Here is a 24076-nt window from a genome sequence, read left to right on the forward strand (position 1 = left end):
TATCAGGAGGGAACGGCGTGAAAATCCATATGGTTAAGGAAGGGGATTCGCTGTATTTGATCGCCAAGAAATACAACGTGCCTCTGGAAGAAGTAATTAAAGCGAACCCGGAAATCAGCAATCCCGATGTCATCGAAGTCGGGATGAAGGTGAAAATTCCGTCCCAGCCGAAGTCCGCGATGGGAGTGATCCATCAGCATGTCGTGCAGCAGGGCGATACGCTCTGGAAGCTATCCAAAGCGTGGGGAATTCATTTGGCCGATATGATCAAAGCGAACCCTCAGCTGAAAAATCCGAATGCTTTGCTAACCGGAGAGGTAGTCAACATTCCGGAAGCTTCCGGCGCGGGAGAATCCGGCGCATCGATGCATGAGGGCGGAATTCCGGGTAAAGCGAACACCGGCCACAAACAGGGAACCGGAGTCAAAGCGGAAACAGGAGTCAAACCTGCGCCCGCCCCGGTAGCGCCTGCCGTACCCACACCTTTACCCGCGCCCGCGCCTACCCCTGTCCCTGCCCCTGCACCGGTAGTTATTCAACCAATTGCCGAAACTAAGCCGATTTACGGCAAGCCCGAGCATACCGTGCCTTACATGACCTATCCGATGCCGACTGTCCAAGCCGGCGCCGAGACGGGCTACGGGCAAAGCTACGGTTACGGTCAGGGCTACGGGCAAAGCTACGGTCACGGCTACGATCAAGGTTATGGTCAGGGCTATGGTCAAGGCTATGGTCAAAATTACGGTCATGGCTATGGAATGCAGCCTGTCGTCAGTCCAGAAACCGCTCCAGCGGGTTATGACCACGGTTACGGCAACCCGATGGGAATTGCTCCGTTAGTGGGCAACCTTGAAGGGCATATCGGAGGATTGTACACGCATTACGATATTTCCTATAGTCCTCCGACTCCAACGGCTCCGTCAGCCGTCGCGGGCATGCCTGCGTCCGGTTGCAAAAATTGCGGAGGACCTAGTATGGTATATCCAGCCTCGTATGTCGGTAACGAAAGCCTTTTCCCTTATGCAGATGCATATCCGGGAACGGGATACGCGGACGGAAGGATGCCTTACGGATTGACTCCGTACTCTCAAAGCCCTTATGCGGGACCGTATGGCGGTAATCCGGCGATGTTGGCCGGAGTTCCGATGGGCGATATCCCTGTCGGCTACAGTCCGTTATCCGAAGGACTTCCGAACGCGGGTTACGGAATGCCGACCCAGCCTTATGCGTACGGCGGCATTCCGCCGATTCCGACAATGCCCGGAATGCCTGGAATGCCGGCGATGCCTCCGCTACGCCCGTTGAGGGCAAACGAAGAGGACTTCCGTTCGGATATCGGCGGAGAAGCGACCGAGACGGAAACGAAATCGCAGACGAAATCTTCCGCAGCTAAGAAGCGCCAAACGAAACCAAGAGTGAAAATCGCAGCTTCAAAACCAAGCAAACCAAGACGCAAGGAAAGCCTTCCATGGATAAAATGGTAAAATAAGCGCATAGCACCGGAATTCCCAGGCAACAATAAGGAAAACGAGCAGAGAAGGGGATTCCGGTGTCGCGCTTTCGCATTCTGAAAGAACTGAAAAAAACGTTGAAGAGAAAACGCCGACACGTCTGGTCTTTGGGTGCCGGCGCGGCGATATTTCTATTGGCCGCCCTGGCCGGTTCCTGGCTGGCCCAGAGGGTTATCGCAAACCAATTACAGCAAGTCGAAGCCGTAGCGATACCCGCCGGATCTGAAGCGGACAAGCCTGCCCTGGAATCCGATATGTCCTCGCGGGGCTTGGCGTTGAAAGAGTTAAGCAAGCGGGACGGAGAAGTCGAAATGATTCTTCACCGAACCTATCTATGCGGAGAAGAAACGCGGAAACTAGGGAAGCTTGCGGCATCCGAAGCGGCCGATCTGCTAAAAGCGCACAGGGAGTGGGAGGCAAGCTTCGACCGAAACAGCGGCAAGCTTACGATGGTGGAAGCGGTGGACGATCTGTCCCCCGCTTGCCGCGACTCCGCGTACATGGGCATCGATAAGGACGGGAATCTATCGTTGTTCGACGGTCCTCCGTGGCAGGAAAAGGTCGTTCGTACTTTTTTCCAACTTGACGTAGATATGCTGGAAAGCCGCTTAAGCGAGGATCGCGTGAAGGAGTTGTCCGACGGCATTCGCATAGCCGACAAAGACGAATACAACAGCGTCCTCTCCTCTTTGAACGAATACGCTAGCATAAGGACGCAAGTCGCGCCGCAGCCGTGAAACATTAGATTGCAAGACGCTCTCCGGGGCGTCTTTTTTGTGCGTCCTTTGTCCTATTTTGAACATTGGCAAGAGAGTTTGTTCTCCTTCTGTTCTCATGGTAGCGAACATTTGATATACTTAAATGAATTATGCTTGCAAGTTATAACTGGGGGAAAGAACCGTGAGAGTATTGGGAATCGACCCCGGCATAGCCATTATGGGTTTCGGGTTCATCGACAAGACCGGGCACAAGCTGACGCCCGTGCAATATGGTTGCATACAGACTGCGGCGGGCACGCCTCAGGAAACCAGGTTGGTACAAATCTATGAATCTTCTTGCAACCTGCTGGATCAATATAAACCGGATACGGTCGCGGTCGAGAAATTGTTCTTCAACAAGAACGTAACGAACGCGTTCAGCGTCGGACAAGCGCGCGGGGTGTTCATGCTGGCCGCCGCGCAACGCGGGCTGCCGATCTCGGAATATACGCCTATGCAGGTCAAGCAAGCGGTCGTCGGATATGGCGCGGCCGAGAAGAAACAAGTGCAAGAGATGGTGAAAATGCTGCTGAAGTTGTCCGTCGTTCCTAAGCCCGACGACGTGGCGGATGCGCTCGCCGTGGCGATCTGTCACGCCCATTCTCTCGTATTGAACGAACGCATGAACGGAGTGACGCGCTGATGATCGATTTTATTAGGGGCAAAGTAGCCCACTTGGAGAGCGAATACGTCGTACTGGACGTCCATGACGTCGGCTATCGGGTATTCACGCCCAATCCGTACGGACTCGCGCGTACGGAAGAGCCCGTGCAATTGTTTATTTACCATCACGTACGCGAAGACGCGATTCATCTATTCGGCTTTACGACGCGGGACGAGCAGGCGCTCTTCCGCAGATTGCTGGAAGTATCCGGCATCGGTCCGAAGGTCGCCTTGGGTGTGCTTGCCGGGGGCAAACCTGAAGCGGTTGTGGCGGCTATTCAGCAAGAAAACGTCAATTTCTTGACGAAGCTGCCGGGCATCGGAAGGAAAACGGCGCAAAGAATGATTTTGGACTTGAAGGATAAGCTCGGTGCCATCGATGCGAGTTGGGCGATTGCTTCGATGATCGATCCGGGACTGCAGAACGAGGCGACCCCTAGCGGAAGTGCTCCATGGGGAGAAGCGCGCGAAGCGCTAGCCGGACTAGGTTATCGGGATGCGGAGCTCGATAAAGCTTGGATCGTCTTGAAGGATAAAGTAACCGGCGAAGAATCTCCCGACGTCTTGATCAAGCTCGCGCTTCAACAATTGTTCCAAGGATAATTTAGGTAAGCGGGAAAGGAGGCTGGAACAGTGGAAGAAGAACGTATCGTCACCGCGCATCTCATGATGGAGGACCAAGCGGTGGAATACAGCCTGCGACCTCGTTATTTAGCGGAATATATCGGCCAATCGCAAGTAAAGGACAATCTCAAGGTTTACATAGAAGCGGCGAAAATGCGGAGAGAGCCCCTTGATCACGTTTTGCTGTACGGACCTCCGGGACTCGGCAAAACGACGCTGTCCAATATTATCGCCAACGAATTGGGCGTTCATATCCGTACGACAAGCGGTCCGGCAATCGAACGTCCGGGCGATTTGGCGGCGATTCTGACGAACCTGCAGGAAAACGACGTCCTGTTCATCGACGAGATTCACCGGCTTCACCGGACCGTCGAAGAAGTATTGTATCCGGCGATGGAAGATTTCGCGCTGGATTTCATTATCGGCAAGGGGCCGAGCGCCCGCTCCGTTCGGTTAGATCTGCCGAAATTCACGCTCATCGGGGCGACGACGAGAGCGGGACTGCTGTCTGCGCCGCTTAGGGACAGGTTTGGAGTCGTTAGCCGCTTGGAATTCTACACCGAGGACGAGCTTTCTTTTATCGTCACACGGACCGCGGAAATATTCGGGGTGGGCGTAGTCGGGGATGCTTCCAGGGAAATCGCGAGACGGTCCCGCGGAACGCCGCGGATCGCGAACCGGCTGTTGAAGCGGGTTCGCGACCATGCCCAGGTCAGGGGAGACGGAATGATCACGGAAGCGGTAGCCCATGACGCCTTGGAGAGAATTCAAGTCGACCCGATGGGTCTTGACTCCATCGATCACAAGATGCTTCGGTCCATGATTCAGAATTACGGCGGAAGGCCGGTCGGGTTGGATACGATCGCGGCTTCCATTGGGGAAGAAAGCCAGACGATCGAAGACGTATACGAACCTTATCTTATGCAAATCGGGTTTCTGCAACGGACGCCTCGCGGAAGAATCGCGACAGCGGCGGCCTATAAGCACCTAGGATTGACTTTTCCCGCGCAATGAACGATTTGAATCCATATCGCACGATTCACCATGACGGAGGGGAACCGGATGTTCATACAAGATAAGCGCTCTTATTCCCGTTTATTGCTCATGTTGCTGCTGTTAACGGCGTTAGTGTCCAGCTCGACCCGCGCGGTCGTTCACGCCGCGGTAAAGGTGCCGGATACGATCCGGGTAGCCTTCTTTATTAACTTAGGAACGAAATACCAATCGTTAACGCCGGTCGCGACCTTGCAATCCGCTAACGGATTAAATTTGATTTGGCGCGATCCGCAGACCGGAATTTCCGCGGGAACGATTGCTCCCGGCCAGAGCGTCAGGTTCGCGATGGACGGCTATCGGGCACTTCTCCTGGAGACGACGGACTTGGGCGCGGCGATTGCCGTCCTTAAGAAAGTCCAAGCATCCTCCAACGCGGCGTTCGTGACTCAATTGACGAAGTCGGGAAAAACCGTGTATCAAGTAACGGAAGGCGCTTATTCGACCGCCGCTCAGGCTTCCTCCGCCCTAACGAAGTGGACGAACGCCGGGGTCGCGGCAGGCGTGCAAACGCTGTTAAGCGCGCGCGTAGCGGGACCTTGGGCGGTTGAAGCCGGTTCTTACGCTAGCGCGGCTGAGGCGGCTTCGGCCGCCGCGCAATTAGGGAACGCGGGCTTGGATGCTTTCGCGGCACTCAAACCTCAGAACGGTACGTTGAGCTACGTCGTGAGAGTAGGACAAGAGAAGGACGCGACGGCTTTGTCCGCTCTGCAACAATCGGTCGCGGCCGCAGGCTTTGCGAACGCTCGTATTCCGGACGCAGTCGAGCCTTATACCTCGTTGCGCACGGATATGACGCTGAACGGCAGCGCGAACAAACCTGTAACGCTTTATGCGATTCCTTCCGGACCGAGCACGGTGCTGCGCGCGGAACCGGCGGGTTCCGGCGGGATCCTGCTAACGGAAAGAAACAAGAGAACTTATCGCGGAAGCATGGAGATGAGCGTGCTGAACCAGTCGCTCGCCGTCGTGAACGAAGTAGATTACGAGCAATATTTGTACTCCGTCGTAGGCGCGGAGATCGGCTCGAAATGGCCGCTCGAGGCGCAGAAGGCGCAAGCGGTCGCGGCGAGGTCTTATGCTTTATCCTCGGGGATGGGGTTCCAGATCGCCAACGTCGTCGATACGACGACCAGTCAAGCCTATTACGGTATCGGTTACGAGAACGCGAACGCGACCGAGGGCGTTAACCAAACGGCCGGAGAGGTTATGACGCAGGGAGGAAAGGCGATTAACGCCGTGTTCTCCGCGAACTCCGGAGGCATCACGGCGGATAACGCGATCGAGATCTGGGGCGGCGACAATTCGTTCCTGAGCTCTGCCGTTCCAAGCCCCGACGATGGTCCGCAGAAAGGCTTGCTTGATTGGTATTATGTCGCGCTTCCTTCGGGACAGACGGGCTATATCCGTTCGGATCTGCTTGAGAATAGCGGTCAGACGCACGTGAGCGGCGCTAAATACTTACGTGTGACGGGCGAAGGAACCGCCGTTCGTTCCAAGCCGCAGGTCGTGTCCACCGTTGAGCCCGTAGCTAGAGTCGGAACGGGAACATTGGTCGTACAGCTCGGCAAAGTAGCCGAGTATTCGGATTACAGTTGGATAGAAGATCCGATGACGCCCGATCAGCTATTGACCGCGTTGAATAAACGCGCCAAGTCGCCGATTACGGGACCGTTATTAACGTTGGAAGTTACCAAGAGAGGTCCATCGGGTCGCGTGACGGAAATCGCAGCAAACGGCGTTCCCGTTAACGTAGGCGCTGGCGATAATCTTCGCGGGGCGTTGAATTCCCTCAAAAGCACGTTATTCTCGGTAGAAGAGACCGGACGTTATACGATCGTCGACGGCAACGGCACGGTACGCGAGGTGCCAAGCCAGAGCGGATCGTTGCAAGTGATCGGAGGAGCCGGCACCTCCGGTTCGTTGCCGGCTTCGAATGCTTTCTTCATGGACGGCAACGGCAACCTGCGCGCCGTGACGACATCGCCCCTGTTCGTTTTCTCCGGTAAAGGCTACGGACATGGGCTAGGCATGTCCCAATGGGGCGCGAAAGCCTTCGCGGAGCAAGGGTATGACTACCAATACATCCTGAAATACTATTACAAGAACGTATCGATCGAAAAAGGTGCCTAATGATGAATGTTAGCGATTACGATTTTGAATTACCGGAGTCTCTGATCGCCCAGACTCCGCTTGCGGATAGAACTTCCTCCCGTCTCCTCGTGTTGCATCGCGACGACGGGAGCATCGAACACCGTTCCTTCACGGATTTAGCGGAGTATTTGAAACCGGGAGATACCCTCGTGTTGAACGACACGCGGGTACTCCCGGCCCGTCTGTTCGGCGTCAAAGCGGATACGGGAGCCAAAGTGGAATTGCTCTTGCTCAGAAGAATCGAAGGGGACCGTTGGGAAACGCTCGTAAAACCCGGAAAGAGAGTTCGCAAAGGAGCTAGGCTTGCCTTCGGGGCAGATGAACCCCAAGCGGAGAAAGCGACTGCACAAGACGGCGCGAAGCCTCTGTTAACCGCGATCGTAGAGGAAGAAGGCGAGATGGGCGCGCGAATCATTCGTTTCGAATACGAAGGAATCTTTAACGAATTGCTGGAACGGCTCGGCCAGATGCCGCTTCCGCCCTACATTAAAGAACGGCTAGACGACCGCGAGCGTTATCAGACCGTATATTCGCGCAATGAAGGCTCCGCGGCCGCACCGACGGCAGGCTTGCATTTTACGGAAGATTTCTTGGTTCGTCTGCAAGAGATGGGCGTGCGGTTATGTCCGATCACGCTACACGTAGGATTAGGCACATTCCGTCCGGTATCCGCGGATACCATCGAAGAGCATGAAATGCATTCGGAATGGTACTCGGTAAGCGAAGAGAGCGCGAAGCTGCTCAACGAGGCAAGAGCGGACGGGAGAAGGGTCGTGGCGGTCGGAACGACGTCCGCTCGTACGCTCGAAACGATCGGCCAACGTTTCCAAGGCCGCGAGATCGAAGCCTGCAACGGCTGGACGAATATATTTATTTATCCGGGTTACGTTTTCACGATCGTCGGCGCATTGATCACGAACTTCCATCTTCCGCGTTCCACGCTGGTCATGCTCATTAGCGCGCTAGCCGGGCGAGATCAAGTGCTTAAGGCATACGGCGAAGCGATCGAGAAAGAATACCGTTTCTTCAGCTTCGGCGACGCCATGTTCATTACCTGACAATAGAGAGGAATACTTCATAATGGCAGTCACATACGAATTGATCAAAACCTGCGCGCAGACCGGGGCGAGATTAGGCAGAGTGCATACTCCGCATGGCGTCATCGATACTCCGACTTTCATGCCGGTCGGAACGCAAGCTTCCGTCAAGGGCATGAGCCCGGAGGAGCTAAAAGCGCTGGGAGCGGAGATTATCCTTAGCAACACGTACCACCTTTTCTTGCGTCCCGGACACGAGTTGGTCAAAGCTGCGGGGGGTCTTCATCGCTTCATGAATTGGGATCGGCCGATTCTTACGGATAGCGGCGGATTTCAAGTTTTCTCCCTGAGCGAAATGCGCAAGATTACGGAAGAAGGCGTGGAATTCCGTTCCCATATTAACGGAGACAGAATGTCGCTCACTCCGGAGAGCGCGACGCATGTGCAGAACGCGCTCGGAGCCGATATCATGATGGCGTTCGACGAATGTCCGCCATACCCGGCGGAGTATGAATACGTCAAGCAATCGACCGAACGGACGAGCCGTTGGGCGGAAAGGTGCTTGAAGGCTCATGGCCGTCCCGGCGACCAAGCTTTATTCGGTATCGTTCAAGGCGGAATGCACAAAGACCTGCGCCGAAATAGCGCTCGCGATTTGACTTCCCTGGATTTCCCGGGGTATGCTATGGGTGGACTGAGCGTAGGAGAACCTAAGCCGATCATGTATGAAATGTTGGAAGAGACGATTCATTTGTTGCCTAGCCATAAGCCTCGTTACCTCATGGGAGTCGGCTCGCCCGATGCCCTTCTTGACGGAAGCATTCGAGGGGTGGATATGTTCGACTGCGTTCTGCCGACGCGAATCGCGCGCAACGGAACGCTGATGACAAGCCAAGGCCGCATGGTCGTCCGCAACGCCAAATACGCGAACGATTTCGGTCCGTTAGACCCGGAGTGCACCTGTTATGCCTGCCGCAATTATTCCCGCGCGTACATTCGTCATCTGATCAAGGCAGACGAGATGTTCGGGTTAAGACTGACGACGATACATAATCTTCATTTCCTCGTACAGCTAATGGCACAGGTTCGGGATGCGATTCGCGAAGACAGGCTCGGAACATTCCGCGACGAATTTTTCGAGAAATACGGAATGGCACACAACGATAGCGGTTTCTAAGGAAAGGAGGGAACACAGATGTGGTTAGCGGATAAAGCTGCCGAAGGCAGCAGCATTTGGATTACCCTGGCGCCCTTTATTTTGATGTTCGCCATTTTTTATTTTCTGCTGATTCGTCCGCAGCAAAAGAAGCAAAAACAACGCGGTGCGATGTTGACCGCCTTGAAGAAAGGCGATAAAGTCATCACGGCCGGAGGATTGCACGGAACGATCGCGGAAATTTCGGACGACACCATCGTATTGAAGGTAAACGACGTAACGAAATTGACTTTCGAGCGATCTTCGATTAACAACGTGTCTGCACGCGCAAACGAGAAGAGCGAATAGAGAACGATACGAAAAAAAGCCTTGCCGAATCGGACTAGCGTCCGTTCAGGCAAGGCTTTTTTCGCAAGTGATTCGTTTATTCCGCCGGGCTGTGGGCAGACCTGGCGAGCACTTTCGTATTCTCGTGCTCGAGGGTGCCTTCCCGTTTGACATGGGCTGCCCAGTCGCCTAATTTGAGTCCTACGTAGGAGGCGAAACAAGCGAGCAAGACGCCGGCGACCATGTCGGTGAACCAGTGGATGCCCAGATAGAAGATCGAGAATACAATGACTCCCGCATTGATCCAAGAGAAGACGGCCCAACGACGAATGCCGGATTTGCCGGCAATGAGAGCTAGCGTAACCGAGATCGAGGTATGTAAGCTGGGAAAGCAATTGTTGATTCCCGACAAGGCTCTGTATTCTTGCTCGAATGTCGGGAACACGTCCAACATGAGGAACTTGACTTGCGGATGTACGAACCATACTTCGTTAACGGGTACGAATAAGTAGAAAGGGACGGCAACAAGATAGTTGAGCAATAAAGCGATGCAGACGGCGTAGTATAGCTTCATGTTATTGTGATGTGTGTAAATTCCGATTGAGGCGATGGTGACCGATTGAAAAAGGATCAAATAGAAGATCCCGCAAACTACGGTGAGAATATCGGAATGAAACGTGGATTGCAGCCACGCCGGCCAAGTTCCTTCCCAACCGCTTAAATACGGAGTGAGATCGTAGGTGACATTGATCCAATCCTCGAGTTGCAGTTCGTTTTTATTCAAAAGAATGATAGTCAGTACGGCAATGAAGAAAAACAAGTATTTGCGGGAAACGACGAGCGATTTAACAAACGACCAAACAGCTGCGAACGGTTGCCGGCCCGTCCCGAAAGAGAGTAATATTCCGATCATGATTACGGTGCTGATCGACACAGATGCCATGCCGTGAAACAAAACCATGACGCGCCCCCCGAACCGATCCGTGATGCATTAATATTACTATTATAGCACAATTCCGCATTTATTATTGCACTAACGGCGATGGGAGCTAGCATTGACGCCTAGCATGCCTCCGAAAGCGCCCGCAAGGCAAGTAATCAGAAATAACATGAGGACGGCAACGCTCCATTTCGCGTCCGTAGCGAGGAAACTAATCATGATTAGCAACAAGGTGTATAAGAATCCGTTCGCCATCCCGAAATACCAGCCGCGGTGACCGGAACGTTTGGCCGATACGAATCCTCCCGCAAGCGAGGAAAATCCGTGCACGCCGAATACCCAAGGAAGCATGTTGGACTCGTTTACGGAAGAACCCATCAACAGAATCGACAAGGCCAGAGCTCCGAGGGCGAGCCAGATGCCCGACCAATACAACCCGGATGCCACGGGGGAAGCATTACGTAAACCGAATATGCGTGAAAAAGAACTCAAGGAACATCTCTCCTTTAAAATACTCGTTTGTATCAGCTTATGGCGCAGGTTTGCAACCTAGTACAGGCTTTGGCACTAACGTTTGCGGACGTTCTTCGCGAGTTACCATATTTTCCGAGATGCGTTAGGGAATGAGCGCTCGCGCGAGCGGTGACAATAAAGGTCCGAGCAGCCTTGATCGGAAAATTGGGGCTGGGCATAATGCGAGACGGAGGGGAGAACATGGAACTGGCGGGCATACTGCTTCGGACGTTGTTCATGTATTTCTTCATTTTCGTGATCATGAGGTTAATGGGAAAGCGGGAAATCGGCAAGTTATCGGTATTCGACTTGGTCATTTCGATCATGATCGCCGAAATCGCCGTCATCGTAATCGAATCGACCGATAAATCCGTTTATTTGGCCGTAGCGCCGATATTGCTGCTTGTCCTCGTTCAAATCGGGACCGCGTTCCTCTCCCTGAAGAACAGGCCGATTCGAATGCTTATCGACGGAAAACCGAGCGTATTAATTCGCGACGGCCACATAAATCGTAAGGAAATGCTCCGTCAAAGATATAACTTGGACGATCTTATGTTGCAATTGAGGGAAAACCAGGTGACCGAAATCGAGGAAGTGAAGCTTGCGGTATTAGAGTCGACGGGAAAATTATCGGTTATCATGAAGGACTCCTCGTCATCGTCCGAACAGTCCGAAGGCGAAACGGCGGAGAACGCCCCCTATCGCAAGGAGGGCGCCACTCCAAAGATCCGATACGAACTATTGCCGTTGCCTCTCATCATGGACGGGCAAGTGCAAGACGACAACTTAGAGAAGCTGGGCAAAACCCGGTTCTGGCTAAAAAACGAACTGCAGCGTTACGAGGTGGACAACTTCAAGCATGTATTTTTCTGCAGCGTCGATTATAAAGGGAAGATGTACGTGGATAGAAAATAATTTCAGCTAGGACCACGTGGCCGAAAAAAACGTCCGATACGGGTAACGTCGTGCCGATCGATCAATCTTAACGCTACGAGCAGCAATAAATAGACGACCGTCGCTAGCAATGCGGATACGGCCAGATTGAGACCGTCGACCCCAAGCAAGTCATGGTTCCATATCCAGAGCGCGACGGCGCTCATAACGATCATGGCAAGCAGAACCTTAAGGAAGTCAAGGGGATGCATCCGGAATCCCGTCAGTCGGGCGACACTGATCCAATGCAGCAACGTGACGAGTATCATATTGACCCCTATGGCAATAATCGCTCCGACGATTCCGAATTGCGGTTTTGTAGCTAATTGAATGATCAGCGCAAGCTTGACCGCCGCGCCGGCGAACGTATTAAACAAAGCGGTCCCTGGACGGTTCAATGCTTGCAGCGCGGCTTGCAGCGGCGCTTGCATATAGAGGAAGACGGCTAAAGGGGCAAGCCATCGCAGCATGTCCGCCATCGAGTCGTCGCCATATAACAACGTGCAGATCGGACCGGCAAGCAGACCCATCAATACGACGAACGGAGCTCCCGTAACGACGGCAAGCCTCATGGACTGGTGCAAGCGAGCGTGGATCGTAACCCAATCTCCCCGCGATGCCGCTTCGGATAGAGAGGGGACGAGGGATACGGCCAGCGAATAAGTCAGCGCTCCGGGCAACAGCAGTAAAGGAATAACCATCCCCTGAAGGGCGCCGTATTGCGCCGTCGCTCCCGCCGCGGCAACTCCGGCGACAACTAAGCTCCGAACGGTCAAGATCGACTCGAGGAGATAGGACAACGAACCGATCATTTTGCTTCCGGTCACCGGAATGGCGGTATGCAATATGGCCTTTAAAGGACTCTCGTCGATTCGGGAAGCCTTAACGCGAGGAGTATCATTAGGCGGTTTTACGCGGTCCTTCCGAAGCTGAAGCCAGAGAACGACAAGCCCCGCTAATTCCCCGAGCACCATTCCCAGTACGGCGCCGGCTGCCGCGTATTCCAATCCGAACGGCAAAAATAACCAAGCGAACAAAAGCGTGGCCGCGATCCGAAAAAGAGTTTCCGTCGTCTGAGACAACGCCGTAGGAATCATATTTTGTTTCCCTTGGAAGTATCCGCGCCATACGGAAGAAACCGCGACCAACGGAAGTACGGGGATCATCGTCAAGAATGCCGTATGAACGCGGGCATCGGTCATGATTCGCGTCGAAATCAAGTCGGATAAGAGGAAGCATATCGCGGCGGCGAAGAGACTTACGGCAAGCGACAGTGCGACGGATACCCGCAGTATCGTGCCGACAGACCGGTTATCTCCGCGGGAATCGGCTTCGGCGACAAGCTTGGCGACGGCAAGCGGGATGCCGCCGGCGATCAAAGTCAACATGACGATCGTGAAGGGAAAGACGAGTTGGATCAATCCGACTCCTTCCGCTCCGATCATCCGAGGCAAGGCAATACGCGGGACGAATCCGAGTATCCGGTTCAAGAGGCCGGCGGCGAGCAAGATCATGGCTCCTTGAATAAAACTTTGCTTGCGCGATGACAATGGGATCCCTCTTCCCTCAGATGGGTTAGTCCATATGTATGCGCGGGTTGTCCTTCTTCATGCCATCGGCAGGAATTAAGACTTGAGCATCGAAAACTATCTTGGAAGAATAAAAACAATGCGACGCTTACCGTCAGTCCGGGAGGGAATTCATCAGTGGAAGAGCATGACGGGTCAGCACCCGAAGAAAGAGCGATTCAAGCGACCGCCGATACCGAGCTAAGCGAGACCGAATTGAACGAGACGATCGAGCAATTATGCCAGAGCAAAGCGGAAGAGTTCCATTTAATCGGTTACGACCATGTGAGCGGAGCAGACGTGTGGGAATGCGTAAGCGACAAATACCACAAAAAAGGCACGCCTCCGCTCTATGAAATCGTTAACGATATATTGTCTCTGAAAGTGACCCAGTTCATGAATTTCATTACATTAAACATGTATCGGGGCGATATGCGCAATCGTTGATAGTTGAGAACGAGTCTTCTCCATGTCGAGAAGGCTTTCTTTTTGACTTCCATTTGATCGCGTAGTTATAATAGGAACATTGAGAATCGAAAGGGGACCGCAAGAGAGATGAAACGCTTAGTGTCTTTCGTGCTCGTAGTGCTCGTCAGCTTCGGGATTATGGGGTATTTAACGCCAGGCCTGTTGGACGGAACGAAACTAGGGCTAGATCTAAAAGGCGGAGTAGAAATTCTGTACGAAGCGCATCCGTTAACGGAAGGCGGCAAGGTAACGAAGGAAGCGCTTAAACAAACCGCGATCAGCCTGGAAAAACGCGCGAACCGCACCAATGTCGCGGAGCCGGAGGTAACGACGGAAGGGCAGACCAGAATTCGCCTGAAAATCGCCGTGTCGACGGGGTCGACCGACCAGGAACGCGACGCTGCCGTCGAGAAAATTCGCGATCTGATGAAACGTCCCGCGGAGCTACAGTTCCGCAGTTCGGACGGCTGTGCCGACGGTTCGTATTGTAAAGTCGAACTGTACGGAAACGAGTTCAAAGAAGGCGCGGCTAAGGTCGAATACGACAACCTGAACAAACCGATGGTTCGTATCGTGGTCAACGACAAAAGCAAGCTTGCCGAAATTTCCACGCGGCTTGTCGGAAAACCTACCGAGGCCGAAAGAAGATTGGCGATTTTCTTGGATGACGATAAAATATCCGACCCGGTCGTTCAAAGCGCTTTGACCGAGGGGACTGCCGTTATTACGGGACAAGGCGATCGCGCCGAAGCCCAAAACCTCGCGGATATTATCAACTTGGGCGCCTTGCCGCTCAAATTGACGGAGAAGTATACGCAAAGCGTAGGAGCTACGCTAGGCAAGCAATCTCTGCACGACACGTTGTTCGCAGGTGGACTCGCTTCCGTGCTCATTCTGGTGTTCATGCTCGTGCTTTACCGTATTCCGGGCCTCGTGGCTAGCATCTGTCTGCTCGTATTCGTTTGGTTGCTGCTCGGAGTGTTCTATTTAATGGGAGCGACATTGACGCTGCCGGGCATCGCGGCGTTCGTTCTCGGAATCGGGATCGCCGTCGACTCGAACATCATTACGGCGGAACGGATCAAGGACGAGCTTCGCAACGGCAAGACGATCGCCTCCTCGCTTAAAGCGGGCGCGAAGAACAGCTTCCGTACGATTATCGATGCGCATATTACGACGCTTATCGCCGGCAGCGTGCTCTATTTCATGGGACACGGCATGGTGAAAAGCTTCGCGATCGTTCTGATCGCAAGTATCGTCGTCAATATCGCGACGAACGTATTCCTGCCAAGATATCTGTTGTCCTTGCTAATCAAGAGCGGTTACTTCAACAAACCATCGCATTATAGCGTGAAGGAGAGTGAAATCGGTGCGCTCTAAAAGAACTTTCGACTTCGTCCACACCAGCCGTCGATTCCTGACAGTCTCCGCGGTTATACTGCTGATCGGTTTGATCATGCTCGGAATTAAAGGCTTGAATTACGGCATCGATTTCAGCGCGGGAACGTCGGTCGATATTTCGACTTCGAAGTCGCTGAACCAAGACCAAGTGAGAACCTTCCTGGACGATCAGAAGTTCGGCGAATATTCGCACACTTCCGGGGTAAACCGTGAAACCGTCCGCTTCAAGCATGCGTTAAGCTCTGATGAGGAGAAGGCGTTCAAGGCGGACTTCCTCGCCAAGATTGATCCAGCTGCTTCCTTCGAGGTCAACATCGTTGACGTCGATATCGCCAAGGAGCAACAAACGAACGCAATGCTCGGCATGGCAATCGCCTGTATCGGAATCGTTCTTTATTTAAGCATCCGATTCGAATGGCGGTTCGCCTTGGCGGCGGTCGCATCGATCGTATACGACGCTTTGTTCGTCGTCTGCATGTTCTCCATTTTCCGTCTGGAGGTCAATCTGCCGTTCATATTGGCGGTACTGACGATCATAGGTTATTCCATCAACGATACGGTCGTTATTTTCGACCGGATCCGGGAAAACCTGCGCTTCGCCAAGATCAAAACCCACGCGGACTTGGATCGCTTGGTCAACGACAGTATATGGCAAACGTTGGCGCGTTCGATCAATACGGTAATTACGGTATTGTTGGCAGCCGTCTGTTTGTTCGTCTTCGGCGGAGAATCGATTAAATTGTTCTCGCTCGCCATGATCTTCGGTCTGGCAAGCGGCGCGTATTCTTCGATCTTCATCGCGAGCCAATTGTGGCTGTACTTTAAGAAGAAGCAACCGATTAAGAAAACAGCGGTTAAACCGCAAACGCCTTAAGACGATACGATTGACGCCATCGGCTATCAAGCTATCGTATGTCGCAGTACGCAACAAGAAAGGAGTGGCTCGTTTGGCTATGGAACAACGCTCCGTTAAGGCGGAGCGCGGGTCTCTGGTTTCCTTGTGGGGGCTGCTCGGCTTGTTTATTTTGAAAGGCACGGCCGGATGGCTTACGGGAAGCAAAGCTTTGCTCGGGGACGCATGCCAATCTGCGGCGGATTTCGCCAGCACTTTTACCTCCTACTTGGGAATCCGGCAAGCGCGGTTGAATCCGAATTCGACGAGCCAGTCCCGTCAGCAGCCTGAATCGGTAGCCGCTATCGTACTATCGGCATTGCTGCTCGTGGCGGGAATCGAAATCGGCGTTTCGTCGGTTCGGTCTGTCGCGAACGGAGTCGATGAAGCGCCGGGCGTCGGCGCCGTTATCGTGATCGCGGTCGGAATCGGCGTGAGAGAAGGTCTCGTCCGTTATAAGAAGAGCCGCGACAGCCGTTGCGGGATGCGCGGTGATCGATTGGCGGACAATCGTTCGGACGTCTTCGCTTCGTTGACCGCATTAGTCGGGACGTCGGGCGCGGTCGTCGGGGGCATGTACGATATGCCGTTCTTGTACGTGCTCGATCCGGCGGCAGGACTGATTATTTCGGTTTTCGTTCTTCGAATGGGCTACAAGCTGACGACGGACGTCCTTCGGGCGTCGGACCGGATCGCGCTGGACGAAACGGATGCGCAGGCCTTGCTCGAAGCCGTTCAACGCATTGACGGCGTCGTTGCCGTTGACGAAGTCAAAGCAAGGGAACAGGGACATTATCTTGTGCTGGAAGTCATCATACGCGTGAATCCGAGAATCACCGTCTTCGAGGGGCAGGATGTCGCGAACAGGGTGCGACGGCAATTGACGAAGCGTTTCCTTCATGTAACGGATGCTCATGTCAGAGTTCAACCTTACGATCCGGGATATCCGTACAAATCGAACCACCACGAAGAAGATTTGTCTTCTTTGTTGCAATAATTCGTTTTATACTAGAATCAACGAGGAATAAATCCGCCGTCTAATTGCCGGCGGATTTATTTCGTTCAAAGCTTATGGCTTGATTCTGAGCCTTGGGAAGGGAGGAAGCTTCGTTTGTTGAAGTCGAAATACAGATGGGATTTACCGAAGCTCGACGCTGCGGAAGTCGCCGAGTTAAGCGCAGGATTAAAGGTCGATCGTTTAGTAGCGGGCGTTCTCGCGGGTCGGGGTTGGAAGCTCTCGCGGGAAACCTCGGACTTTCTCCATCCCGGGGAAGATCAGTTATTGGATCCCTACGGAATGAAGGGAATGTCGGCGGCAACGGAGCGGATATCCAGGGCGATCAGGGCTGGGGAGCGTATTCGCGTCTACGGGGATTACGATGCCGACGGCGTGACTTCGACGGCACTCATGATTAGGCTTCTGACGGAGCTCGGAGCCATATTCGATACGTATATCCCTCACAGAAGCCGGGAAGGTTACGGGCTTAATATACCGGCGATCGATTTAGCCTCGCAAGCGGGAGTGAAATTGATCGTAACGGTAGATAACGGAATTAGCGCGGTCGAGCAAATCGCGTATGCGGCTTCCATAGGAATAGACGTGGTCGTTACCGATCATCACGAGCCTCCGGAGAAGCTTCCAGATGCAGTCGCGCTCGTTAATCCTAAACAGAAGGATTGTCCTTATCCGTTTAAGGGGTTGTGCGGAGCGGGAGTCGTATTCAAACTGGCTCACGCTATGCTGGGACGACCGGTTCTGGAATACGCGGATTTGGCTGCGATCGGCACGATCGCGGATCTTATGCCGCTTGTGGGAGAAAACAGGATTATCGCCCGATTAGGATTGGAGCAGATGCGACGTCTACCTATTCCCGGTATTCGCGCGCTCTCCAAGGTTGCATCCGTGAAGCACGAGGAGATGAGCAGCGGTAGAGTCGGATTCTCTCTTGCGCCAAGGCTTAATGCGGGAGGGAGATTAGAGCATGCCGATACGGCGGTTCGGTTATTGGCCGCTGCCGACATCGAGGAAGCGGAACGATTGGCAGAACAATTAGACAGATTAAACGTAGAACGTCAAGAACTGGTCGAGATTACTACGGCGGAAGCGGATGAATTATGGCAAGATCAGCTGTCCTCGCAAGGTGCGGGGAGAGGACGGAACGTGATCGTGCTCGCGAAGGCAGGATGGAATGCGGGAATCGCGGGATTGGTCGCCTCCAAGCTCGTCGAACGGTATTATCGCCCGGCGATCGTTCTTGCAACCGATGCAGCCACGGGATTATGCAAAGGCTCGGCCCGCTCGATAGACGGATTCGACCTGCACGCGGCGTTAACCGATTGCGCGGATTTGTTGGATCATTTCGGCGGGCATCAAGCCGCGGCGGGGATGACCTTGTCCGTTAACCTCGTCGAGTCGTTGGCGGAGCGGTTGCATGAGATCGCAGGTCAACGAATCAGCGAGGAGGATTGGCAACCTAAGCGGCGCGTCGATCTTATGATCGCGATGCGGGAAGCGACGATCGGAGCCGTGGATCAGCTTGCGAGCATGGAGCCTTTCGGCAATGGGAATCCGACCCCGCGGGTCGTCATGCGGGATGTCGTGATCCGGGAAAGCCGCACGATGGGCAAAGAGGGCGCGCATTTGCGAGTGACCGTCGAGCAGGATGGCAGATCGATCGACGCGGTCGCTTTCGGCATGGGCAATCACCGGGAACGATTGGAGCCGGGCATTCGAATCGACGTTCTAGGCGAGTTATCCGTGAACGAATGGAACGGTAATCGCAAAGTACAGCTGATGCTTCAAGATTATCGATCGGAGCACCTATTCGTTCATGATCGGCGCGGCGAAAGGGATTTGTGGAGCGCGCTCGATTCCGATCTGAGAGAGACTACCGTCGCGGGATCCGTTGTCTGTTGCGCGTCTCCGTCGGTTTATGCGGAAGCGGTCGGGATGTACGGGCACCGGGGCGCGATCGTATGCTTGTACCAAGATCTGAATAAAAAGGATGCTCAGACTGCAAGAAGCGATCTAGAAGCCGAACCCGGCGATCTTACGCAAATGGCCGCGACTTCCGAACGGGGTGTACAGGCGATGGAGGGGATTCGTCATTTGATTTTGGCTGGCTTGCCTCAGGATGCCGAGCATGTCCGCTCGCTTAGACGCCGTATAGCCGGGAATATCGATCTGGAACGAATCACTGTATTTTCCGCAGGGCAAGGGAGTCGACTCGCAAGCGAACGCGCAAGCAGAGTGGAGGCTTTCCCAGATCGGAAGCAATTCGGGGAAGTGTACGCGTTATGTCGCAAGAAAGGTTCATGGCTAGAAAGTCCGGACGGATTCCAGTTGGAGACGGCGCAGAAAACCGGATGGCCACTGGCAACGATAAGAATGATGCACGAAGTTTTCATCGAACTCGGTTTTATTTTGGCGGACGGAGCTTCGCGTAAGATCGTGGCCGAGCCGCCAAGGCGCGAGTTAGATGTATCCCCGCGTTATCGACGGGCACGTGAAGTTGCCGAAGGCCAGAACTTGGCCGTAATGACGTCGGAACAATTGGAACGATGGCTAAGAGATGGACATGCAGGTATGCCGTTATAAGGTACTACTCTAGCCAAGGGAGAGCGAAAAGTGTATAATGCATTTCGTGCGTAATCCCGATACGGCGGTTAGGCTTTCTCAAGTTTTATCCCACGAAGGAGTATGATATTGGTGAATTTCAAAGATTACATTCGAGTCATTCCTGATTTTCCGCAACCGGGTATTCGGTTTAAAGATATTACGACTTTGTTGAAAGACGGTCCAGCTTACCGTGCGGCGATCGATGCGCTGAAGGAGCTCGTGAAGGATAAGGAGATCGATCTGATCGCCGGTCCCGAAGCGCGCGGGTTCGTTATCGGAGCACCGCTTGCGCTCGCGCTGGGCATCGGATTCATCCCCATCCGCAAAAGCGGCAAGCTGCCGGGCGATACGGTCGAAGCGGCGTACGACCTGGAGTATGGCAATGATCGCCTAGCCATTCACAGCGATTCTATCCTGCCGGGACAGAAGGTACTGATCGCCGATGACTTGTTAGCAACGGGTGGCACGATTTCGACTTCGATCGAACTTATCCAGAAGTTGGGCGGAGAAGTCGTCGGTGCGGCGTTCCTGATCGAACTGAGCTACTTAACCGGTCGCGATAAACTGTCCGGTATCGATATTGCCTCTCTCATCACTTACTAATCGAATCGGGACATTCTCGGCGGCCAATCAGGCCCGGGGGTGTCCTTTATTCATTCCGGACTTTTCGGAAGTCGCGCGGAGCCTATACAATTCATATTTTGTATGTGAAGCGCCGGCATGCGTCTAGGTTGACGTTTCCCGTCGCTTAGAGGCATAATGATAGCAATAACTTCAGGGGAAACTTCCGGCGTGAGGCGCCAGCGGAAAGGAATTCGGCATGGGCATGGAGCTGCTTCTCGAGAAAGCAACCGCATATATGAAAGAACAAGATTTACAGAAAATCAGGGACGCTTACGAATTCGCCGAGGAAGCGCATCGCGGGCAAGTTCGTAAATCCGGCGAGCCTTATATCCTGCATCCGGTAGCCGTAGCCGAAATCTGCATGAATATGCAGATGGACGTCACGACGGTGATGGCGGCTTTGCTTCATGACGTTGTCGAAGATACGCTCGTAACGGTCGACGATATTCGCAACCGTTTCGGCGACATTATAGCGGGGCTTGTCGACGGACTTACGAAGCTGGAACGCATTCAGTTTCAATCGAAGGAAGAGCAGCAGAACGAGAATTATCGCAAGATGTTCGTTGCCATGGCCAACGACATTCGGGTTATTCTAATCAAACTAGCGGACCGCCTTCATAATATGAGAACGCTCAAATTCCAATCCGAAGAGAGCCAGCGGCGCATCGCGCACGAGACGCTGGAAATTTTCTGTCCGATCGCTCACCGGCTGGGGATCAGTTCGATTAAATGGGAGATGGAAGATATCGCCCTGCGATTTCTCAATCCCCAGCAATATTACCGTATAGCCCATCTGATGAAAATGAAACGAACCGAACGGGAGCAGCACATTACGGAGCTTATCGATCGCATTCGCGAGAAGCTTGAGGAAATGGGCATACAAGGCGATATTTCCGGTCGTCCCAAGCACATCTACAGCGTCTATAAGAAAATGTCTTCGCGCAATAAGCAGTTTAACGAAATCTACGATCTGCTCGCGATCCGAATTCTCGTGGACAACGTGAAGGATTGTTATGCGACGCTCGGCATTATCCATACTTTGTGGAAACCGATGCCGGGGCGTTTTAAAGATTATATCGCCATGCCGAAAGCGAACATGTACCAGTCGCTGCACACGACGATCGTCGGATCGACGGGAGAACCGACGGAAGTGCAGATTCGTACGTGGGATATGCACCGGACGAGCGAGATCGGAATCGCGGCCCACTGGGCTTATAAAGACGGCAATACCGCAGGCGTCGCTCCGGGTAGCTTCGGGGACAAAATGAACTGGTTCCGCGAGATCATCGAGCTGCAGCAGGAAACACGGGACGCTGCCGAGTTCATGGAATCGCTGAAGATGGACTTCTTCACCGATCTCGTATTCGTGTTTACGCCGAAGGGCGAAGTGTTCGAATTGCCTGCCGGCTCGGTTCCGCTCGATTTCGCGTATCGCGTGCACACGGAAGTCGGCAACCGGACGATCGGAGCGAAGGTTAACGGACGGATCGTACCTCTGGACCACAAGCTGAAGACCGGAGACATCGTGGAAATTCTGACGTCCAAGCATTCTTACGGACCAAGCCAGGATTGGCTCAAAATCGCACAATCTTCCCACGCCAGAAGCAAGATTCGCCAATGGTTCAAGAAGGAACAGCGCGAGGAAAGCGTTGATAAGGGCCACGAATTGCTCGAGCGGGAATTGAAGCGTCTGAACTTGGAGCCTCACGAATGGATGACGGACGACAAGCTCCAAGAAGTCGCGAGAAAATTCACGTTTAACGATATGGAAGACATGATGTCGGCGATCGGTTTCGGAGGCATTACGGCAGCCCAAATCTGCACGAAGCTGACCGAGAAATTGCGCAAGGAAGCCGAAGAGGCGCAGCAGATTCAATTGACGACCGAAGTGAAGGAAATGAAGGCCCCGGCTTCGTCGGCGAATAAACGGAGACAGACGTACGGCGTTAGCGTGAAAGGCGTCGATAATCTGCTCGTTCGGTTCGCCCGATGCTGTAACCCGGTTCCGGGAGATGGCATCATTGGTTATATTACGAGAGGCCGGGGCGTGTCCGTCCACCGGTCCGACTGTCCGAATATCCCTACCGCGGATGACGGCGAAGAAGCGGCTCGCGTCATCGAGGTCGAATGGGAAACGACCGTCGAGTCGAATTACAGCGTCGAGATCGAGATTCTCGGACATGATCGCCGGGGCTTGCTGAATGAAGTGCTGCAGGCCGTATCGGAAAGCAAAACGAACATGTCTGCCGTTTCCGGCCGCTCGGACAAGAACAAGATGGCGATCATGCACATGACGATACTCATTCGCAATAAGGACCATCTGCAATCTGTCGTAGACAAGATCAAGCGGGTCAAAGATATTTTTTCCGTCCAGCGGATGATGCAATAGAGCAACGAAGATGAAACGGCTTGGAAGGGGAAGCGGGAATGAAAGTCGTATTGCAACGCGTGAAGGAAGCGAAAGTCGCCGTTGATGGACAAATCGTCGGCGAGATCGGCAAAGGATTGTTGCTTCTGGTCGGAGTGGGACAAGAGGACAACGAGCAAGATTTGAATTGGATGGCGGACAAGCTCGCCGGCTTGCGGATTTTCGAGGACGAGTCCGGGAAAATGAATCTTTCCGTCGAAGACGTCGGAGGGGCGATCCTTTCCGTGTCGCAATTCACGTTATTCGGGGATTGCCGAAAGGGCAAACGTCCGAACTTCATGGGCGCGGCGCGTCCCGAGTTAGCGGAATCGTTCTACGAGGCTTTCAATGAACGGCTTCGCTCCAAAGGCTTGCAAGTGGAAACCGGTAAATTCGGCGCGATGATGGACGTTTCTCTTGTTAACGACGGACCGGTTACGCTAATCGTTGATAGCAAGAACGATTGAAATCGTCAGGATTAGGCAACACTACATGTCAATCTCTTCTATTCGGAGGATGGCGGCATGAGGCAATCTCGTAAGGAAGCGAATATGGAATGGATGATGCGCGAAGGCTTAATGCCCGAGCGCAGGGAAGCTATGGCCTTCTCTAACACGACGCGCGAGGAATTCGGCGGAGAACTGGGTTCTACGGGGTCTCCGGCGGGCGCTTCGCATGGCAGACGTCATCCGCCCGGCGGCCGGGGCTAAGAACAAGTGGCCTCGGGAAATGGTTATGCGCGGCAACATGAAATCCCCTCGGTTCCGCAAGGCCATGCGCCCATCGGAATCAGGGGATTTTTTGCATCAAGAGCACCCCAAATGCCCCCATTCCGCCGAAATCCGGTTCCCATACGATGATTTTCATCGCATGTTGCGTAATTTTGGGGAGAAACATTGCCCTTACGATGTTTTTCATCGCAAGAGCACGTCAAATGCCCTCATTCCGCCGAAATCCGGTGCCTTTACGATGATTTTCATCGCAAGTTGCGTAATTTTGGGGAGAAACATTGCCCTTACGATGTTTTTCACCGCAAGAGCACGTCAAATGCCCTCATTCCGCCGAAATCCGGTGCCTTTACGATGATTTTCATCGCATGTTGCGTAATTTTGGGGAGAAACATTGCCCTTACGATGATTTTCATCGCAAGAGCACCCCAAAAGCCCCTATTCCGCCGAAATCCAGCACCCTAACGATGTTTTTCATCGCATGCTGCGTAATTCCGGGGAGAAACGTTGCCGTTACGATGTTTTTCGCCTCAAGTAAGCTAAGCATGATAACGCTGTCTTTTTTGTAAAGAAACTGTAATCTATTTTTCACGCCTTCTTAAAGTAAATCGAATATTCTAATGACGACCCCCTTTTTCAATATAATGATCATTGAACCTGCCGATCTTCGGCAGGTTATTTTCTTTGTGCCGGGTTTCGT

Annotated in this window: 24 protein-coding genes; 20 read left to right on the forward strand and 4 right to left on the reverse strand. The window is 53.4% G+C overall.

The window, feature by feature from the left end; all coding sequences use genetic code 11:
* The first annotated feature begins 17 nt into the window (after positions 1-17).
* The 9 genes from D7Z26_RS27455 (at position 18) to yajC (ending at position 9304) form a co-directional block, all read left to right on the forward strand.
* A complete protein-coding gene (locus D7Z26_RS27455; RefSeq protein ID WP_199731699.1) occupies positions 18-1484 on the forward strand; it encodes a LysM peptidoglycan-binding domain-containing protein in 1467 nt (488 codons plus the stop codon).
* A gap of 65 nt (positions 1485-1549) precedes the next feature.
* Positions 1550-2248, forward strand: coding sequence for a BofC C-terminal domain-containing protein (locus tag D7Z26_RS12895; protein WP_120977366.1), 699 nt, complete (start codon positions 1550-1552; stop codon positions 2246-2248).
* Between the two features lie 163 nt (positions 2249-2411).
* A complete protein-coding gene (gene ruvC, locus D7Z26_RS12900; RefSeq protein WP_120977367.1) occupies positions 2412-2912 on the forward strand; it encodes a crossover junction endodeoxyribonuclease RuvC in 501 nt (166 codons plus the stop codon).
* On the forward strand, positions 2912-3535 hold the full coding sequence (ruvA, locus tag D7Z26_RS12905) for a Holliday junction branch migration protein RuvA (protein WP_120977368.1): 624 nt from the start codon (positions 2912-2914) through the stop codon (positions 3533-3535). Before ruvC ends, ruvA begins: the two co-directional genes overlap by 1 nt.
* Before the next feature lie 63 nt (positions 3536-3598).
* Entirely contained in the window at positions 3599-4570 is a 972-nt protein-coding gene (ruvB, locus tag D7Z26_RS12910) for a Holliday junction branch migration DNA helicase RuvB (RefSeq protein WP_158602306.1), read from the forward strand.
* Positions 4571-4618: 48 nt separating this feature from the next.
* Positions 4619-6742: a SpoIID/LytB domain-containing protein gene (locus tag D7Z26_RS12915; protein WP_158602292.1), complete on the forward strand. Its 2124-nt coding sequence runs from the start codon at positions 4619-4621 to the stop codon at positions 6740-6742.
* A gap of 2 nt (positions 6743-6744) precedes the next feature.
* On the forward strand, positions 6745-7821 hold the full coding sequence (gene queA, locus D7Z26_RS12920; protein WP_120977602.1) for a tRNA preQ1(34) S-adenosylmethionine ribosyltransferase-isomerase QueA: 1077 nt from the start codon (positions 6745-6747) through the stop codon (positions 7819-7821).
* Positions 7822-7843: 22 nt separating this feature from the next.
* The gene (tgt, locus tag D7Z26_RS12925) at positions 7844-8977 is read left to right on the forward strand and encodes a tRNA guanosine(34) transglycosylase Tgt (protein ID WP_120977371.1); all 1134 of its coding nucleotides are present in this window, start codon (positions 7844-7846) and stop codon (positions 8975-8977) included.
* An 18-nt stretch (positions 8978-8995) separates the two neighbouring features.
* Positions 8996-9304: a preprotein translocase subunit YajC gene (gene yajC, locus D7Z26_RS12930; protein ID WP_120977372.1), complete on the forward strand. Its 309-nt coding sequence runs from the start codon at positions 8996-8998 to the stop codon at positions 9302-9304.
* Between the two features lie 76 nt (positions 9305-9380).
* Here the strand turns inward: yajC and D7Z26_RS12935 are convergent, their stop codons facing one another.
* Together D7Z26_RS12935 and D7Z26_RS12940 are read right to left on the reverse strand one after the other, a co-directional pair.
* The gene (locus tag D7Z26_RS12935; protein WP_120977373.1) at positions 9381-10244 is read right to left on the reverse strand and encodes a phosphatase PAP2 family protein; all 864 of its coding nucleotides are present in this window, start codon (positions 10242-10244) and stop codon (positions 9381-9383) included.
* A 72-nt stretch (positions 10245-10316) separates the two neighbouring features.
* Positions 10317-10715, reverse strand: a complete 399-nt coding sequence (locus tag D7Z26_RS12940) for a TIGR04086 family membrane protein (RefSeq protein ID WP_120977374.1) — start codon at positions 10713-10715, stop codon at positions 10317-10319.
* 222 nt (positions 10716-10937) lie between these two features.
* Here D7Z26_RS12940 and D7Z26_RS12945 point away from each other — a divergent pair, with 222 nt between their 5' ends.
* The gene (locus D7Z26_RS12945; protein WP_120977375.1) at positions 10938-11651 is read left to right on the forward strand and encodes a DUF421 domain-containing protein; all 714 of its coding nucleotides are present in this window, start codon (positions 10938-10940) and stop codon (positions 11649-11651) included.
* A 2-nt stretch (positions 11652-11653) separates the two neighbouring features.
* Here the strand turns inward: D7Z26_RS12945 and spoVB are convergent, their stop codons facing one another.
* Positions 11654-13183: a stage V sporulation protein B gene (gene spoVB, locus D7Z26_RS12950; protein WP_120977603.1), complete on the reverse strand. Its 1530-nt coding sequence runs from the start codon at positions 13181-13183 to the stop codon at positions 11654-11656.
* A 192-nt stretch (positions 13184-13375) separates the two neighbouring features.
* On the opposite strand from spoVB, the gene D7Z26_RS12955 reads away from it, so the two are divergent.
* From D7Z26_RS12955 to D7Z26_RS27180, 10 genes are all read left to right on the forward strand, one after another.
* Positions 13376-13684, forward strand: coding sequence for a post-transcriptional regulator (locus D7Z26_RS12955; protein WP_120977376.1), 309 nt, complete (start codon positions 13376-13378; stop codon positions 13682-13684).
* 108 nt (positions 13685-13792) lie between these two features.
* The gene (secD, locus tag D7Z26_RS27785) at positions 13793-15085 is read left to right on the forward strand and encodes a protein translocase subunit SecD (protein ID WP_120977377.1); all 1293 of its coding nucleotides are present in this window, start codon (positions 13793-13795) and stop codon (positions 15083-15085) included.
* Positions 15075-15980 (forward strand): protein translocase subunit SecF, encoded by a 906-nt coding sequence (gene secF, locus D7Z26_RS27790; RefSeq protein WP_120977378.1) that lies wholly within the window; start codon positions 15075-15077, stop codon positions 15978-15980. Before secD ends, secF begins: the two co-directional genes overlap by 11 nt.
* A 79-nt stretch (positions 15981-16059) precedes the next feature.
* Entirely contained in the window at positions 16060-16995 is a 936-nt protein-coding gene (locus D7Z26_RS12970; RefSeq protein WP_120977379.1) for a cation diffusion facilitator family transporter, read from the forward strand.
* 114 nt (positions 16996-17109) lie between these two features.
* The gene (recJ, locus tag D7Z26_RS12975; protein ID WP_120977380.1) at positions 17110-19596 is read left to right on the forward strand and encodes a single-stranded-DNA-specific exonuclease RecJ; all 2487 of its coding nucleotides are present in this window, start codon (positions 17110-17112) and stop codon (positions 19594-19596) included.
* A gap of 111 nt (positions 19597-19707) precedes the next feature.
* Entirely contained in the window at positions 19708-20220 is a 513-nt protein-coding gene (locus D7Z26_RS12980; RefSeq protein WP_120977381.1) for an adenine phosphoribosyltransferase, read from the forward strand.
* 217 nt (positions 20221-20437) lie between these two features.
* Positions 20438-22630, forward strand: a complete 2193-nt coding sequence (locus D7Z26_RS12985) for a RelA/SpoT family protein (RefSeq protein WP_120977382.1) — start codon at positions 20438-20440, stop codon at positions 22628-22630.
* Between the two features lie 38 nt (positions 22631-22668).
* Positions 22669-23115 (forward strand): D-aminoacyl-tRNA deacylase, encoded by a 447-nt coding sequence (dtd, locus tag D7Z26_RS12990; protein WP_120977383.1) that lies wholly within the window; start codon positions 22669-22671, stop codon positions 23113-23115.
* Positions 23116-23172: 57 nt separating this feature from the next.
* Positions 23173-23358, forward strand: coding sequence for a hypothetical protein (locus tag D7Z26_RS12995; RefSeq protein WP_120977384.1), 186 nt, complete (start codon positions 23173-23175; stop codon positions 23356-23358).
* Positions 23324-23734, forward strand: a complete 411-nt coding sequence (locus D7Z26_RS27180; RefSeq protein WP_147423854.1) for a hypothetical protein — start codon at positions 23324-23326, stop codon at positions 23732-23734. The genes D7Z26_RS12995 and D7Z26_RS27180 overlap by 35 nt, the downstream gene beginning before the upstream one ends.
* Positions 23735-23788: 54 nt before the next feature.
* Here the strand turns inward: D7Z26_RS27180 and D7Z26_RS13000 are convergent, their stop codons facing one another.
* Entirely contained in the window at positions 23789-23968 is a 180-nt protein-coding gene (locus D7Z26_RS13000; protein ID WP_120977385.1) for a hypothetical protein, read from the reverse strand.
* Between the last annotated feature and the right edge of the window lie 108 nt (positions 23969-24076).

The organism is Cohnella endophytica (assembly GCF_003628305.1).
GTDB lineage: Bacteria > Bacillota > Bacilli > Paenibacillales > Paenibacillaceae > Cohnella > Cohnella endophytica.

Excerpts from the sequence above, each read along its gene's own strand:
- ruvA (WP_120977368.1), top strand. The coding sequence starts at position 2,912 with ATGATCGATTTTATTAGGGGCAAAGTAGCCCACTTGGAGAGCGAATAC.
- D7Z26_RS12915 (WP_158602292.1), top strand. The coding sequence starts at position 4,619 with ATGTTCATACAAGATAAGCGCTCTTATTCCCGTTTATTGCTCATGTTG.
- tgt (WP_120977371.1), top strand. The coding sequence starts at position 7,844 with ATGGCAGTCACATACGAATTGATCAAAACCTGCGCGCAGACCGGGGCG.
- D7Z26_RS12935 (WP_120977373.1), bottom strand. The coding sequence starts at position 10,244 with ATGGTTTTGTTTCACGGCATGGCATCTGTGTCGATCAGCACCGTAATC.
- spoVB (WP_120977603.1), bottom strand. The coding sequence starts at position 13,183 with ATGATCTTGCTCGCCGCCGGCCTCTTGAACCGGATACTCGGATTCGTC.
- yajC (WP_120977372.1), top strand. The coding sequence starts at position 8,996 with ATGTGGTTAGCGGATAAAGCTGCCGAAGGCAGCAGCATTTGGATTACC.
- dtd (WP_120977383.1), top strand. The coding sequence starts at position 22,669 with ATGAAAGTCGTATTGCAACGCGTGAAGGAAGCGAAAGTCGCCGTTGAT.
- D7Z26_RS12970 (WP_120977379.1), top strand. The coding sequence starts at position 16,060 with ATGGAACAACGCTCCGTTAAGGCGGAGCGCGGGTCTCTGGTTTCCTTG.
- D7Z26_RS12995 (WP_120977384.1), top strand. The coding sequence starts at position 23,173 with ATGAGGCAATCTCGTAAGGAAGCGAATATGGAATGGATGATGCGCGAA.
- secD (WP_120977377.1), top strand. The coding sequence starts at position 13,793 with ATGAAACGCTTAGTGTCTTTCGTGCTCGTAGTGCTCGTCAGCTTCGGG.
- D7Z26_RS12985 (WP_120977382.1), top strand. The coding sequence starts at position 20,438 with ATGGGCATGGAGCTGCTTCTCGAGAAAGCAACCGCATATATGAAAGAA.
- D7Z26_RS27180 (WP_147423854.1), top strand. The coding sequence starts at position 23,324 with ATGGCAGACGTCATCCGCCCGGCGGCCGGGGCTAAGAACAAGTGGCCT.
- ruvB (WP_158602306.1), top strand. The coding sequence starts at position 3,599 with ATGATGGAGGACCAAGCGGTGGAATACAGCCTGCGACCTCGTTATTTA.
- D7Z26_RS12945 (WP_120977375.1), top strand. The coding sequence starts at position 10,938 with ATGGAACTGGCGGGCATACTGCTTCGGACGTTGTTCATGTATTTCTTC.
- queA (WP_120977602.1), top strand. The coding sequence starts at position 6,745 with ATGAATGTTAGCGATTACGATTTTGAATTACCGGAGTCTCTGATCGCC.